This window comes from Streptomyces sp. R41 (genome assembly GCF_041053055.1).
Lineage (GTDB): Bacteria > Actinomycetota > Actinomycetes > Streptomycetales > Streptomycetaceae > Streptomyces.
In genome coordinates, this window is sequence record NZ_CP163443.1 from 6,253,184 (window position 1) to 6,266,194 (window position 13,011).

The 13,011-nt window shown below is 67.6% G+C and carries 14 protein-coding genes; 8 read left to right on the top strand and 6 right to left on the bottom strand.

All coding sequences use genetic code 11. The annotated features are described in order from the left end of the window. Nucleotides 1-504: 504 nt before the first annotated feature. A complete protein-coding gene (locus tag AB5J53_RS28715) occupies nt 505-900 on the top strand; it encodes a GntR family transcriptional regulator (RefSeq protein WP_369248070.1) in 396 nt (131 codons plus the stop codon). Nucleotides 901-1,116: 216 nt separating this feature from the next. On the opposite strand, the gene AB5J53_RS28720 is transcribed toward AB5J53_RS28715, so the two are convergent. Further along, nucleotides 1,117-1,626 (bottom strand): flavoprotein, encoded by a 510-nt coding sequence (locus AB5J53_RS28720; RefSeq protein ID WP_369248069.1) that lies wholly within the window; start codon nt 1,624-1,626, stop codon nt 1,117-1,119. A 50-nt stretch (nt 1,627-1,676) separates the two neighbouring features. Next, entirely contained in the window at nt 1,677-2,912 is a 1,236-nt protein-coding gene (locus AB5J53_RS28725) for a helix-turn-helix domain-containing protein (protein WP_369248068.1), read from the bottom strand. A gap of 239 nt (nt 2,913-3,151) precedes the next feature. Here AB5J53_RS28725 and AB5J53_RS28730 point away from each other — a divergent pair, with 239 nt between their 5' ends. From AB5J53_RS28730 to AB5J53_RS28740, 3 genes are all read left to right on the top strand, one after another. After that, nucleotides 3,152-3,373 carry a hypothetical protein gene (locus AB5J53_RS28730; RefSeq protein WP_369248537.1) on the top strand — a complete coding sequence of 74 codons (222 nt, stop codon included), beginning with the start codon at nt 3,152-3,154 and terminating at the stop codon, nt 3,371-3,373. 2 nt (nt 3,374-3,375) lie between these two features. Then, on the top strand, nt 3,376-3,573 hold the full coding sequence (locus tag AB5J53_RS28735) for a hypothetical protein (protein WP_369248538.1): 198 nt from the start codon (nt 3,376-3,378) through the stop codon (nt 3,571-3,573). A 485-nt stretch (nt 3,574-4,058) separates the two neighbouring features. Then, nucleotides 4,059-4,475, top strand: a complete 417-nt coding sequence (locus AB5J53_RS28740) for a hypothetical protein (RefSeq protein WP_369248539.1) — start codon at nt 4,059-4,061, stop codon at nt 4,473-4,475. Between the two features lie 1,542 nt (nt 4,476-6,017). Here AB5J53_RS28740 and AB5J53_RS28745 read toward each other — a convergent pair. Both AB5J53_RS28745 and AB5J53_RS28750 read right to left on the bottom strand, forming a co-directional pair. Further along, nucleotides 6,018-6,536 carry an ATP-binding protein gene (locus AB5J53_RS28745; RefSeq protein ID WP_369248540.1) on the bottom strand — a complete coding sequence of 173 codons (519 nt, stop codon included), beginning with the start codon at nt 6,534-6,536 and terminating at the stop codon, nt 6,018-6,020. 187 nt (nt 6,537-6,723) lie between these two features. Then, on the bottom strand, nt 6,724-7,386 hold the full coding sequence (locus AB5J53_RS28750) for a class I SAM-dependent methyltransferase (RefSeq protein WP_369248541.1): 663 nt from the start codon (nt 7,384-7,386) through the stop codon (nt 6,724-6,726). A 1,054-nt stretch (nt 7,387-8,440) separates the two neighbouring features. On the opposite strand from AB5J53_RS28750, the gene AB5J53_RS28755 reads away from it, so the two are divergent. Genes AB5J53_RS28755 through AB5J53_RS28765 form a run of 3 tightly spaced genes read left to right on the top strand, consistent with a single transcriptional unit; the run spans nt 8,441 to nt 9,516 of the window. Next, nucleotides 8,441-8,725 carry a hypothetical protein gene (locus AB5J53_RS28755; protein ID WP_369248542.1) on the top strand — a complete coding sequence of 95 codons (285 nt, stop codon included), beginning with the start codon at nt 8,441-8,443 and terminating at the stop codon, nt 8,723-8,725. Next, nucleotides 8,688-9,299, top strand: coding sequence for a hypothetical protein (locus tag AB5J53_RS28760; RefSeq protein WP_369248543.1), 612 nt, complete (start codon nt 8,688-8,690; stop codon nt 9,297-9,299). Before AB5J53_RS28755 ends, AB5J53_RS28760 begins: the two co-directional genes overlap by 38 nt. A gap of 4 nt (nt 9,300-9,303) precedes the next feature. Then, on the top strand, nt 9,304-9,516 hold the full coding sequence (locus tag AB5J53_RS28765; protein WP_369248544.1) for a hypothetical protein: 213 nt from the start codon (nt 9,304-9,306) through the stop codon (nt 9,514-9,516). Nucleotides 9,517-9,645: 129 nt separating this feature from the next. Here the strand turns inward: AB5J53_RS28765 and AB5J53_RS28770 are convergent, their stop codons facing one another. After that, nucleotides 9,646-10,302 carry an SDR family oxidoreductase gene (locus AB5J53_RS28770; protein WP_369248545.1) on the bottom strand — a complete coding sequence of 219 codons (657 nt, stop codon included), beginning with the start codon at nt 10,300-10,302 and terminating at the stop codon, nt 9,646-9,648. Nucleotides 10,303-10,367: 65 nt separating this feature from the next. On the opposite strand from AB5J53_RS28770, the gene AB5J53_RS28775 reads away from it, so the two are divergent. Next, nucleotides 10,368-11,495, top strand: coding sequence for a hypothetical protein (locus tag AB5J53_RS28775; RefSeq protein ID WP_369248546.1), 1,128 nt, complete (start codon nt 10,368-10,370; stop codon nt 11,493-11,495). 223 nt (nt 11,496-11,718) lie between these two features. On the opposite strand, the gene AB5J53_RS28780 is transcribed toward AB5J53_RS28775, so the two are convergent. Then, a complete protein-coding gene (locus AB5J53_RS28780; protein ID WP_369248547.1) occupies nt 11,719-12,969 on the bottom strand; it encodes an amidohydrolase family protein in 1,251 nt (416 codons plus the stop codon). Nucleotides 12,970-13,011: the final 42 nt, after the last annotated feature.

Genomic DNA, 13,011 nt, shown 5'->3' on the forward strand with positions numbered 1-13,011 from the left:
GAGATGCGGATCAGGCAACCGGCCGCCGCATGAGTGCGGCGGCGATCTAGGTCAAATGCGCGAGCCTGGGCCGCGCCGGACACCTTTTTGCGGGAAGTGACGGCCCGTCCTGCGCGATATGGATCTGTGCCTCAGTCCCGCTCCTCCGAGGAATCGCATCTCGGTCTCTTCGCGCGGCGTACTCGCCCTTGGGCAGATCCGTTCTTTTGAGTCGGTGCGTGTCCCTGACGGGAGGTGACCGACTGGTCTCCACTCGCCTCGGCCGGAGTCGTCACGGCCGTCGTATCTGCGGTGGATCACGCTGTGGAGTTGTCGTACACCACCGCGGATGAAACTCCGTTATGTGGCGCTTTCTTGCAGGTCAAGCCAGTTGCGAACACAGACGGTGAAGCCCCTCTGGGCCCGCCGCGCTGCTGTATTTCAGATTGACCTAGGTCAATCTGTCTGTCAAGAGGGTGCGCTGAGGAGCCAGAGATTGACCTAGGTCCAGCTACTCTCGAAGCCATGGACCAGAGCCCCGAAGCGCCCAAGCAGATGCCCACGGCCAAGGAGATCGCGGCGGAGTACCGCGAGAAGATCACGGGCCCCGACCGGGAGTACGCCCCGGGCGACCAGCTCCCGGCAGCCCGCAAGCTCGCCAAGGAGCTCGGCGTGCAGCTCATGACCGTTCAGAGTGCGTTCGGTCAGCTCCGCGATGAGGGGTTGGTTCTCACTCAGCAGGGCCGTGGGACGTTCGTCCGCGACCCTTCCGTGCCCCTCGGCACCGAGCCGGGTAGTAGTCCGGCGTTCACTGCCTTGGCGGCAGAGCTCAGCACGATTCACGACGCCCTCCACTCGCTCGGTGAGCGTCTGGATCGGCTTGAGCGGCTGGTGGGCAACGAGACTCCACCATCGCCGTGAGATCGTCCGCACGCCTCAGCAGTCGCTCGACCTTGACGCGCGCCTCGCTCAAACTCGCTTTGATCAAAGCGAGTTCAGCAGGAGTCATGCCTTCCAGCTCGCCGCTTCGCTCATTGATCCCTGACATGCCAATGAGCATGTGGCCGCGAACGGCAGAGGACCCGGACAGACTGTCCGGGTCCTCTTTCCTTGCAGATCAGAAGGGTTGACGACTCGTCATCGAGTGACTTCGTCCACTGCGTCCAACACCGCTTCCCAGGGGAGTTCGCGCCCTGCCGGCGCTTCCCGCGGTTCGTACAGTGGCCACACGTCCGGGCCGTAGACGATGTGCACGCCTCCCGCCCGGAGAGTCTCGATGTGGCGCTGCCATGCCGGGTGACGAGCGTGCGCCGCGTTCACCCGCGGGAAGACGACGACGGGCAGATCGAGGGTGCCGATGGCTTCGCCCACTTGCGTCAGTGCCTGGTTGTCCATCAGGCCCGTCGCAAGCTTGGCCACCATGTTCGCCGACGCGGGGGCGACCACGTAGCAGTCAACCGGGGGATGCGGGCGGACGTCGCCGGGCAATCGCGGCTCATCACGCACGGGAAGACCGGTCAGCTTCTCCAGCCGCTCAACCTCGCCGCTCAGCCGCAGCCACTGACCCGCGGTCGGCGTCAGCGTCACGGCCACTTGCCATCCACGGTCCATGGCGGGCTCAACCAGACCGGTGCGCAGGACTTCCACTCCTCCTGCAGCGGACCCGACGACCCCGAGCACACCACGCTTGCCTGAACTCACTGCACCGCCCTGCACCGTTGAGCCATCACGAACACATCGGACGAACGCGAGGCGCCGGTGACGGGTGACTGTTTGATCAGGTCCCTCAGCGTCTCGCGCACCCTCGGATTGTTGCGTACGAGCTGCGGCGACGTGCGCTCAGCAGTTCGCAGCTCGGCGAACGCCTCGTCGCCTTGTCCGGCGAGGGACAGGGCGCGCGCGAAGTCGATTCGGTGCGACACGCTCCGCTCCTGCGGCATGTGGTCGACGTTGATCCGCCCGTGCTCCACCACGTACGACACGTTGTCGAGGTCCAGCTCAACGGACAGGCGGTGAAGCAGGACGTTCGTGGGCCCAAAGCCGGTCTGCCAGTAGTTCTCGTCCGACCCGAGGTCATCCGCGAGTTCTTCGGCTCGGTCCAATAGGCCCGTTGCGGTAGGACGGTCCTGGTGACGCGCTGCGGCAACGGCGGCCCGCAGGTGGATCATCCCAAGCAGGCTGAGCGCTGCGGGGTCATTGTCGCCCACCTGGGACGACAACCACGCGGCGGCCGTGTTGCCCACCTCCAGGGCGTCGTCATAGCGCCCGTTGGCCAACAGTGCGTGCGTGCCGGACCGTGCAGCCGACGCCAGCACGAGAGGATCGTCGGACTCGTCAGCGGCCCGCATCGCGCGTTCGGCAGCAAGCCACGAGATGTCCGACTCGCCGATCTTCGCCAGTGTCGTTGCTGCCAGATGGTGCGTACGAGCCGACACCGCCCAGCAGTCGCTACGGTCATCGCCGCGGCGGGCGGCTCGCTCCTCCAGCTCCTGTGCAGTCTGGAGGAGCGCAGGAAGAGCGGCGATGACGCTGCCGAGTCGCCCTGCCTGGTAGTCGTTCCACGCGTGCTCCACACGTACGGCCACAGGGGCGGGCGTCGGGAGCTGAGTCTCCGCTTCAGGGCCAAAGAGCAGGCGCGAGAGTCGCCGCGGACTCATGAGCGCGTCGCGTACGGCCGGAACGTCGTCCTGCTGCTTCTCGTCCTCCACGAGCACGGTCTGCCCCAACAGGTCACCGAGAGGCACACGCAGGATGCGCGACAGTTCCGCGAGCATGTCGATACGCGGCGGCTTCCTGCGGCCAGTCTCGATCTTCGCCAGCCAGTCAGTGCTACGGCCGACCAGTCCAGCCAGGACCTCTTGCGTGTAGCCGCGGCGCTTCCGGTAGAACGCGATTCGTTCGCCGATGCTGAGGTGATCTCCAAGACCACGCATTGCGTGCTGCCTCCTGATCGAAGGGGCCTGCTTCACCGTACAGAGCAGGGCGCCGACCGGGACAGATAGCCTTCCCCAGCCTGCTGGTGATCTGAGTGTGAGAGGCCAGTTGGGACGCGACCCGGACAGACAGTCAGGGTCCGTCATGCGGCCGCGTGACGTCGCCACGGAACGGAGACGGTGCACTCCACCCGCGCGCAGCACGTATAGAAACTCGAACACATGCCTGAATTTGGGCTATGGCGCACATGACGTTCCCGGCCGATCTGATCGAGACTCCGCGCGACTGGATCCGCGCCTACGAAGCGCTGGCCAGAAGGCCACTCAGCACCACCGCGCTGTGCCGTCGCTTGCAGGAGCTGTCTTCCCGGCTCGCCTCACACCCGTTCTGGGACACGACGGCCGGCAGGGCGTCCGCTGCCAGAGTGGAACTGCGGCGACAGGCCAGAGCGGAGGGGTAGGCGTGAACATCAGGGGAGATCACCTCACGGAGCGAGAAGAACGCATCCTGAAGTGCATCCGGGAAGTGATCGCCGAGCGCGGAGAGGCTCCCACGATCCGGGAGATTGGCCGGAGCGTCGGCCTGTCGAGCCTGTCCTCCGTGGCGTACCACCTTGAACAGATGGAACAGCTTGCGGTCATCCGGCATGCCGAACGGTGAGGGTGGGGGAGGGGCATTGCCCTGGGCTAGCGACGGGCGTCGAGGGTCCGATTCCACCTAGACTCGAACATGTGAACGATCCGCTTCCGCTTACCCGTCTCGACCCGCTGCGCGTCCTGGAGCGCGTGCAGGAAGCACGACACCGCACCGCACCGCGAGGGCGGTGAAAGCCCGGGTCTGCCACACGGTGAAGAACTGCTCCCTCTGGTGCGCTCCGGCCTCGATGAGACCGGCATCAGCCAGTTCCGCGAGCGAGGTACAAGTCCAGATCGTCCTACGACCGGCCCGAACAGCCGAAACGGCCCGCCAGAAGCGACGACTGACCGTCACGAAAGATCGAGGCCAACGACCATATCGAGCCAAGATCAGATCGACCTAAACAGACTCCATTGGTCCAATAAATGCGACATTTGGAGCAAATGGGGCACATCGCACGTCCTGGATTGTGCTTCTAGGATGTTCGGTGAAGAAGTACCGTCGATTCCGTGAATAGGAATATAGCGCGCTTTTCCATAGTTGGAATAGTCGCAACATCGGTAATAGCCGCATTTTCGATAGGTAACGCGTACGCCGCCACTGCTGTCTCCGCCTGCAGCACCACTGGCTCTTCGGGTGGAGCCACTTTCGCCAGCTGGACCTCGTCACATGTCGACATCAACGGCATGAATGTCTACGACACGAAAGCGGACGGTCACCACGTCGCCATCCGCCTCATTTCATCCAACGGGAGCACCAGCCACTACTGGCCTTGGCATCACAATTATGGAGGCAACGGCACCTCTATTATATTTGACACGTCCGCCTCCGACGCTTACGGCTCTCTTAAGAAGCTCACCGTCGAGGTGGCGACCATGGAAGGGGACGAAGAACTCTGGGGCTGCACAAACTGGGTGGCCCTCTAGCCTCGATCTTTGCCGAGCCCGACCCGAAGTTAGTGGACGGTGAAGCTGGCTGGCCGGGACTGGCTGATCTCGTGCCCCGCGGCTGGACATGTCGCCCGGGACACTCTGGGCCGGCGGCGGGTGCTGGGTGAGGACCACCCCAACACCCTGGCCACCGGGGGACTGCTCGACAGCCTCACACGGCCGAGCGGTGGCCGACACTCCTAAGACGGAGGAGTCCCCCAGGCGTCCCCCGAGATATGCGTTGGCCATCGAACTGCCTGGTCAGACCGGCTAGAACCGGCCCGCTGTAAATCTGCCGGCTCAGCCTTCCCAGGTTCGAATCCTGGCGCCGCCACACGGGAGCAAAGGGCCCGTGACCTGTCCTCTACGCAGGTCACGGGCCCTTTGTCATGCGCTGCCGCGAGCCACCGGCTGTCTCGCTACGTCTCGCGTTCGAACGCTCCGTCTCGATGTGTGGACGGGGCGTGAACGGGATTTTCAGCCCGTCACCCGCGCTGTCCCAACCGAGCGGAGATCTTGGCGTTCGCGGCCTCGTCTCCGTCGCTGAGGAACTTGGCGTACACCCGGAAGAGGACGCCGACGCTGTGGCCGGCGCGCTTGGCCACGGCCTGAGGTTCCACGCCTGAACTGAGCCACCTGGAGACTGCCGCGTGACGCTGGCCATACGGACGCTTGGCCAGCGGGGACGCCTGCGGCGCGGGTGCCAGGGCCCGAGATCGGGCTTCGGCCCAGACTTCGCCATAACCGGTGTCTTGGATCAGCCCACCGCGCCGAGTCTGAAACAGTCGGCCGTCAGAGGCCGTGCCGTACGCGGTGACGTGCCACCGCAGCAGGGCGACCGGCTCGGGCGGGATCGGGACCTGCCGGGCTGGCTCACTCGAACGATGCTTGAGCCCCGCTTGTCGTGTGCTTCGCCGCTGTCCGTCCGCGCTGAGCCCGACCGGGGCCGCGTCTGTCTGAGCCGCAGCATGCCCATCCGCGGCGTGGTAGGTCGCGGTCCTGGAGGCGTAGCCCGATGACTTCCGCCGGGAGTGCCGCGGCGTAGTACATGCAGCCGAAGAACCCCATCAGACGGCGACCACGCGGGCTCTGGTCCCGTACAGCGGCCAGGAGCTTTGCGGCCTGCTCGGGATCCGGCACGCAGGCCGGGTCCACTTCCTCTTCCACCTGCTCCGGTGCTTTCCACTTGACACGCGTGAAGGGCTTCTCGGTGCGGAGTTCGTCCTCCAACGCGTACTCCAGGGAGTCGTGGAAGATCGCTCGCTTCCGTCGGATCGTTGATGCCGCTGCTGGCTTACCGTTCAGTTTCTTGGAGAGCGCGGTAAGAGTGGTTCGTACGAGCAGGCGGTCGGAGACAGTTGGCCATTTTGCTCAGAGACAGTTGGCCACTGCGGCCGCGACGTCGCGTCTGTTGGTGCCAGGTTCACCCCAGCCCGGGCAGGATGCCCAGCTCGACGATCCGCAAGAGTCGTGCGCTCTACTTGGCGGAAGGTCGTTCCTCGTTGCCGGCTGCGGCTGTTTTCGCGTGGCAGGCGGACCTCAACTCTTGACGGCCTCTGCGATCTGCAGGGCGGCCTGAGCGGGCGTGAGGTGCGTGGTGTCGACGACCTCGGCCTCGCCGTGTAGCCACGTGCGGGCCGCCTCGGCGTAGGGCTCGAGGTATTTGAGGCGGAACGGGGAGGGGACGGGAGTGGCCCCCTCGATGCGCCCGCGGAGGGTGTCTTGGTCGGCGTGGAGAACGAAGTGTCTTACCGGGATGGCATGTCGGGCGAGGCCCGTGCTGATCTCGCGCCAGTACTGCTCGACCAGGACAGTCATGGGCATCACCAGAGTGCCGCCGGTGTAGTCGAGTACGCGGCGGGCGGTCTCGACGACGAGCGGCCGCCACGGCGGCCAGTGCTGGAAGTTGTCCGTCCTGGGCAGCCCCGGGCTGATGTCCATGAGTGTCTCGCCGACCTTCTCGGCGTCGAACACCCGTGAATCCGGGATCAGTTGCTGCACAAATGCACTGGTCGTCGTCTTGCCTGCGCCGTGGGTGCCATTGAGCCATACGATCACGGGACCCAACGCTAGCGCCGTGCGGGCCGCGGGAACGGGCACGGCAGAAATCCGGTACGGTTCGGCGTTTCCCAGGGTGTGGTGGTGTCAATCATCGAGATCAGGTGTCACCTATCTCGCATGACAAGGACAAATCACACAGCGTGTCTTTGTGGCCCTGGCAGGTTGGACGCGGTCATGTGTTCGGTCAGGCAGCCTCTGTCCAGGCTTTGCGGGCGAGCAGTTGAATCTCCTGGAACTGTCGTCGGTCGGTGGGCTGGGGCTCGCGAACCATCCGGGCTACCTCGGCCAACCCCGACTTGCGCAGCATCGCGGCGAGGTGATCAGGCGACCACCGATAGGCCGGCGCGACTGTGTGATCGAAGACCTGCGTCGGGTGAGACGGATCATCGCTGGCCGAAAAGCCGACCAGAAGGTGGCCGCCAGGTGCCAGCACACGATGGAACTCCGCGAGGATGACGGGGAGTTCCTGCGGCGGAGTGTGGATGATGGACCAACGTGAGAGTACGCCGCCCAGCACGCCGTCAGCGATGTTCAACGCGGCCATCGAGCCCACGTCGAACCGCAGGCCCGGATAGGCCTGTCGAGCCAACTTGATCATCGCAGGAGAGGCATCAACACCAAACGCCGCCAGCCTCAACTCGTCCAGATAAGCGGTGATATGGCCAGGCCCACACCCCAGGTCCGCGACCTGACCGTCCCCACTCGCACGTACGACCTCGGCGAAGGCACCCAAGATCGCACGGTCCAGGGGCCTGTCACGCAGGGTGTCGCGGAACAGCTGCGCATAGGTGGGGGCAGCAGCGTCGTAGGCCTCGCGGGTGGCGCTGAGGGCATCGTGTTCGACCATGCTCGCGACAGTAGTTCCTGGCGCTGAGGCGAGCCGAGAGAGAAACGAGCTGCGCCTGTTCGACGAACACGCCCGGGGCCCCAGACCACGCGCGTCTGGGGCCCCAGGGCGTGTTGAACGCCCTTCGCCTTGCATCTGCTCGCGGGCGGGCAGATGCAAGGCGAAGAGGGATTGGGGACAGGTCTCACCCTGCGCGGGACTCGTCCTCCTGACCGTCCTGGCTGCTCTTGGAGAAAGGGTGCAGGCCCAGTAGATCCCTGGCTGCCTTCCCACGAGTGCTGCTGGGGCTGATCAGCACGATCAAGACAAGCAGCACGTACGACCCTGCCGCGGTGGAGGCAAGGATGAGAGCGACGCTGGCGCCGCCGCGGAGGAGTTCCAACATAGACATCGATCGCTCGCCGTGCTGCCTTTTCGAGGCGCCCGGGGCGGCGCGAGGGTCAAGGAGGGGAGCGACTGGGAGCCGAGTCGGTCATGGCCATGAAGAAGGCGAAGCAAGGTGTATTGCTGAGAGTCATTTGGTGGCTCATTTGGGAGCTCCTTAAGCGGTTAGGTGTCGGTCTGGGAAGGACGCGCGGGCGGCCTGCGCGCGCTCTGCCTTCGTCCACGACTCCATTGCGCCCCACCAGCAGCATCTGGTCACGGCACGGAAACTCGTGACTTGACGACCCTGAGGGCCGCATGGCGGGAGCCGGAGTGCCAGCGGCGATGGGAGCCGGTGGTGCCACGTTCATGGCCGCTGCAAGCCTCGGCCTGGCGGCCTGTCGCTTCATGACCGAGTGAGCCGTAGAGCTTCGGCTGTGGACGAGATGTGGACGGTGACGCGTCACCGGAAGCAGAGGGCTGTCAATTCTGCAGGTCGGAGCCCGAGCAACTCGCCGAGCGTGATCGGACTGCAAATCTGCCGGCTCAGCCTGCCCAGGTTCCGATCCTGGCGCTGCCACGCTGAAAGAAACCCCCTCCGAACTGCGATCGAGCAGTTCGGAGGGGGTTTCTTCGTGTGCTGGGCGAACTCGGTTGTCGGCGCGCGCGAGCGGTTGGGATTCTCTTCCGCATGGCCACCTGGGCAACCTTCGTCGTCGTGTCGGACGGCAGCGGTCATGAGGCGTTCGAATCCCGCTTCGGAGCGGTCGGACTCGATCTCGATCTGCTCGCGGGGCCGGAGGCCGTGGTGCCGTTCATCCGCGCCAAGAGCCCCGTGGAGGGCCGTTGGCGGGACGACGCCACGTGCGAAGGCGGTGCTCGTCGACCCGTATCGGAAGGTGTTGCTCGCCTGTGTCTGGGAGGGGCCGACCACCCGGATGCGCCATCGCGCGGCCGCCTGGGAGCTGCTGGGTGAGGCCTGGCCCGGCTGGGCGCTGCGCTGGGCCTACGACGGTCAGGCAGAGCTCCGTGGCTATCTGGGCCTGGACCTGGAGCCCATCCAGGACAGGGACTGGGGCAGGAGGGTGCTGCCCGGCCCGTTCGTCGAGCCGGGCGACGAGGAACTGGCGCACGCCGATCCGCTGGTCGGCGTCGTCACCATCGGCACGGAGCGGTCGTATGTGATCGCCGACCACAATGACCGCCCCGTCGCCGAGGGGCCCGCGCTGCTCGACCGCCTTGCGACCGCGCCCGAGCACGGCGCCCGCGAGTTCGCGGCGGAGTCCGGCGTCCACATCGACCTGGAGCGCCGCAGAGTGGGCTGGTGGCTGCTGGATGCCCAGCCCGAGGCGTACGGGATGGGCAGGCGCTGGCCGGGGTGGACTGTCGAGTTCTGGCGGGACCGGTGGGACGAGCACGTACGCGCGGCGAACGGACGCTTCGTGCCGCCGCCGGTCCGGATGCCGCGCTCCCTTGCGGAGGTATGGGAGGAAGCCCGGCACCACTTGAGCCGCGCGCCGAGGCGATCCGCTGCCCACGGGGCACACTGATCCCATGTCATCGCGTCGCAGGAGCTGCCCCGAGTGTCGTCGGGAGATTGCCGTCGTCGCGGGGCGGTTCGCTCGGCATGATCCGCCGGGTGCGCGGGGGAGCGGGGAGCTGGTCTCGTGTCCCGGGTCGCGCAGGCAGGCGCAGCTCGGGGCGGCTCAGCCGGCGCTGGACGGGTACGCCGTTCCGGAGTTTCCCGGGCAGATTCCGCTGTTCTGACCGGCCGAGCCGCCCCTGACAGACGGAAACCGCGGGCCCGCGGGCCCCCTGCCCGTCTTTCGGATGCCGCCTGGGTCGGGGCCTATGAGCCGTCGTCGGCTGAGACCGGCGTCATCCGAAAGACAGGCCCTAGTTCCCCGCCACCGCCTTGACCGCCACCGAGATCGGTGTCGAGCCGCTGATCGCCTCCAGGGTCAGGCCCGCCGTCGCCGGGGTGTCCACCAGTTCCGCGAGGATCGCGGCGACGTCGTCGCGCGGGATGGCGCCGCGACCCGTGGAGGCCTCCAGGCGTACGAGGCCGGTGCCGGCGTCGTCGATGAGGCTGCCGGGGCGCAGGATCGTCCAGTCCAGGCCCGTACGACCGCGTACGTACTCGTCGGCCTCGCCCTTGGCGCGTAGATACGCGTCGAAGACGTCGTCGCCCCGGTGTGCCGGGTCCGCGCCCATCGAGGAGACGACCACGTGACGGCGCACGCCCGCGCGCTCAGCCGCGTTCGCGAACAGGATCGCGGCGCCCTTGTCCACCGTTTCCTTACGGGCCACCCCGCTGCCCGGGCCCGCGCCGGCCGCGAAGACAGCCGCGTCCGCGCCCTGCAGATGCGCGGCGACCTCCTCCACGGAGGCCGACTCCAGATCGCACAGGACCGGCTCGGCGCCGGCGACCCGCAGATCGTCGCCCTGTTCGGCGCGGCGGATGATCCCCGCGACCTCGTCACCGCGCGCGGTGAGCAGCCGCTCCAGCCGCAGCGCGATCTGACCATGACCTCCAGCGATGACAATGCGCATGTTTCCGACCGTACGCCCGGACGGACGCGTTCGCCGCACAACCCTGTGGACAACTCACGTGTCACATGGGTGATCACTGTGAACGAGAGAACGAAAGTACGAGGGGATGTCGTGCGGCACCGCGCGGCGTCGTAGAGGAGAACACCATCAACGCCATACGCAAGACCGTCACCGCGGCCGGCTGCGCCGCCGTCGTCCTCGCCACGGCGGCCGCCTGCGGCACGGTCCAGAACCTCACCGCGGGGCAGAAGGTGGACCACGCCGTCGACCGGCTCGGCGAACAGAAGTCGCTCGCCTTCCAGTTGGACCTCGACGCCGACCCCGACGCGCTCACCGCGCTGGCGGGCGACGCGAGCTCCGAAGAAGCCCTCCCGCCGGAGTTCGCGAAGTTCCTCAGCGGGCTGCGCGTCGACGTCGCCGTCAAGTCGAAGAAGGCGCTGGCGGATTCGGGCGAGAAGGACCTCATCGGTACGAGTATGAAGATCACGGGGGCCGAAGGTGTCCTGGTCGAGTACCGGGTCGTCGGCGACTTCACGTACTACCGCGCCGACATGAAGGCCCTCGGCAAGACGATGGGCGTCCCCATGCCGTCGGCCGACGAAATCCCGGAGAGCGAGAAGGAGTTCAGGAAGGTCCTGGAGGGCGACTGGGTGAAGATGAACACCCAGGATCTCGCCAAGGCGCAGAAGTCCTCGGGGTCCTCGAAGGCCTCCAAGGGGGTGGACGGCGCCGGCGACATCGACGCCAAGACCCAGCGGAAGATCGTGGAAGCCGTACGCGGTGTCATCGCGCACGACGTCACCTTCCGCGCCGAGGGCGGCAGCGGCAGCACCGAACGGGTCGTCGCCAAGGCCGACTTCCGCGAATTGATCAGGGGAATCTTCGACAAGCTCCGGCCGCTGGAGGGCGACCTTCCGCCGGGCACGGACCTCCCCTCGGACAAGGACCTCAAGGACGCTCCGAACAAGAAGGTCGCGGTCGACTTCACGCTGAAGAACGGAGACCTCACCCAGGTCAAGGTCGACCTCTCCGTCCTCGCCGACGACCCGAAGACCCCCAAACTGCCGCTCATCCTGAAGTTCTCCGAGGCGGGCGACGTCAGCGCGCCGTCGGGGGCCACAGAGATTCCCGCGGACAAGATGCCCGGCGGCAACCCGCTCGCCGGTGGCCTGTTGGGCGGCGGCGAGCTCTGAGCATCACGAGCGCCGGCCACCGAACGCCGGTGCCTCAACAGCGGATGTCGTTCAACAGCAGCTGCCGAACGTCAGCGGCCGAAAACCGGTCTCCGAGCGCACCGGCTCACCGGTAGCACCAGCCAGCAATCGTCGCGCACGCGCGCGTGGACCTACGAAAACACCCACGCGCGCGTGGCATCCGGCAAAGACACGCCCGGACACCCCAGCGGGGGGAGCGGCCTCACGACAGCTCCCCCCGGCCCTGGCGAGGCAGGTCCAACCCGGCCGCGGCCGCCGAGTTGCAGTACTCCCGCACCGCGCTGGTCCGCGCCACCACGCGCCCCCGATGCACCACGATCCGGCTGTACGCCAACGACAGCGCCCCCGCGAGCCGGTCCCCGCGTACGGCGAGCAACTCGGCCGGAAACCCCGCCTCCACGCGCACCTCGGGCAGTCCGAGGACGGCCCGGGCGGCACAACTCACCGCGCCATAGGCGTCCTCGGGCCGCATCCCGTAGCGCGATGCCAGCAGATACGCGGCCTCCAGCGGATCCCCGCGCCCCACCGGGTTCGATACGTCCCGCAGGGCGCCGCTGCCCGCCGCGACCCGTACCCCGGCCGCCCGCAACAGCCGTACGGGAGCGATCCCGCGCCGTTCCACGGCACCGCAGCCGCCCTGCGGCAGACACACCACGGTCACGCCCGCCGCGGCGAGCTGGTCGGCCGCCCGGGAGGCCGTCTCGCCGGGCAACCGGCCGAGCGCGCCGCACGGGCCGAGCGTCACGCCGTGCCGCAGCCCACCGGCCATCGCCGTGAGCCGGGCGAGCCGGGCGGGATCGTCGCCGTCCGTGTGCAGGTCGACCGGGCAGCCGTGCTCGGAGGCGAGTTCCAGGATCGCCTCCACGTACCCCGTCGGATCGGGGTCGACGTCCGGGCAGCCGCCCAGCACGGAGGCGCCCATCTTCACGGCGTCCCGGAGCATCGCGAGTCCGTCGGCCCCGGCCACCCCGGTCAGCACCCGGGGCATCGCCACCGCCGTCAGCTCGGCGAGCCCGCGTAGCGAGCGGCGCGCCTGGAGCACCGCCGTCAGCGCGTCCAGCCCCTGTGCGTCGCCGACGCGGACGTGTGAGCGCAGCGCCGTGGCGCCGTGGCCGAGTTGCAGCAGCGCGGCCTCGGTGGCCCGGCGCTGGACCTCCTGGGCGTCGTACTCGAGGGGGCCGTCACCGTCGGCCGTCAGAGCCGTGTCGCCGTGCGCGTGCGGCTCGGCCGGGGCAGGCAGGAGGAGGTAGCCGTCGAGGTCCACCTTGGAGGCGAGGACCCCGGAGCTGCCCGCCGCCAGGCTCCCTGCGGTGCCGACCGCCTCGATGCGCCCGCCGCCCAGCCGCACGTCCACGGTCCGTCCGTCGGTGAGCCGTGCCCCGCACAGCAGGAGGGCGGCCGTGTCGGTCTGGCCCGACGAGGAGTGCGGCGGCTGCGGCTGACTGTCGGGCATCGCGCTCCTGGGGCTCGGGGGCGGCTGCGGGAGGGGCGACTG

What these genes read in the sequence shown, in the direction of transcription:
- AB5J53_RS28715 (WP_369248070.1), top strand. Translation starts at nt 505, where the DNA reads ATGGACCAGAGCCCCGAAGCGCCCAAGCAGATGCCCACGGCCAAGGAG.
- AB5J53_RS28725 (WP_369248068.1), bottom strand. Translation starts at nt 2,912, where the DNA reads ATGCGTGGTCTTGGAGATCACCTCAGCATCGGCGAACGAATCGCGTTC.
- AB5J53_RS28730 (WP_369248537.1), top strand. Translation starts at nt 3,152, where the DNA reads ATGGCGCACATGACGTTCCCGGCCGATCTGATCGAGACTCCGCGCGAC.
- AB5J53_RS28750 (WP_369248541.1), bottom strand. Translation starts at nt 7,386, where the DNA reads ATGGTCGAACACGATGCCCTCAGCGCCACCCGCGAGGCCTACGACGCT.
- AB5J53_RS28755 (WP_369248542.1), top strand. Translation starts at nt 8,441, where the DNA reads ATGGCCACCTGGGCAACCTTCGTCGTCGTGTCGGACGGCAGCGGTCAT.
- AB5J53_RS28760 (WP_369248543.1), top strand. Translation starts at nt 8,688, where the DNA reads ATGCGCCATCGCGCGGCCGCCTGGGAGCTGCTGGGTGAGGCCTGGCCC.
- AB5J53_RS28765 (WP_369248544.1), top strand. Translation starts at nt 9,304, where the DNA reads ATGTCATCGCGTCGCAGGAGCTGCCCCGAGTGTCGTCGGGAGATTGCC.
- AB5J53_RS28770 (WP_369248545.1), bottom strand. Translation starts at nt 10,302, where the DNA reads ATGCGCATTGTCATCGCTGGAGGTCATGGTCAGATCGCGCTGCGGCTG.
- AB5J53_RS28775 (WP_369248546.1), top strand. Translation starts at nt 10,368, where the DNA reads ATGGGTGATCACTGTGAACGAGAGAACGAAAGTACGAGGGGATGTCGT.
- AB5J53_RS28780 (WP_369248547.1), bottom strand. Translation starts at nt 12,969, where the DNA reads ATGCCCGACAGTCAGCCGCAGCCGCCGCACTCCTCGTCGGGCCAGACC.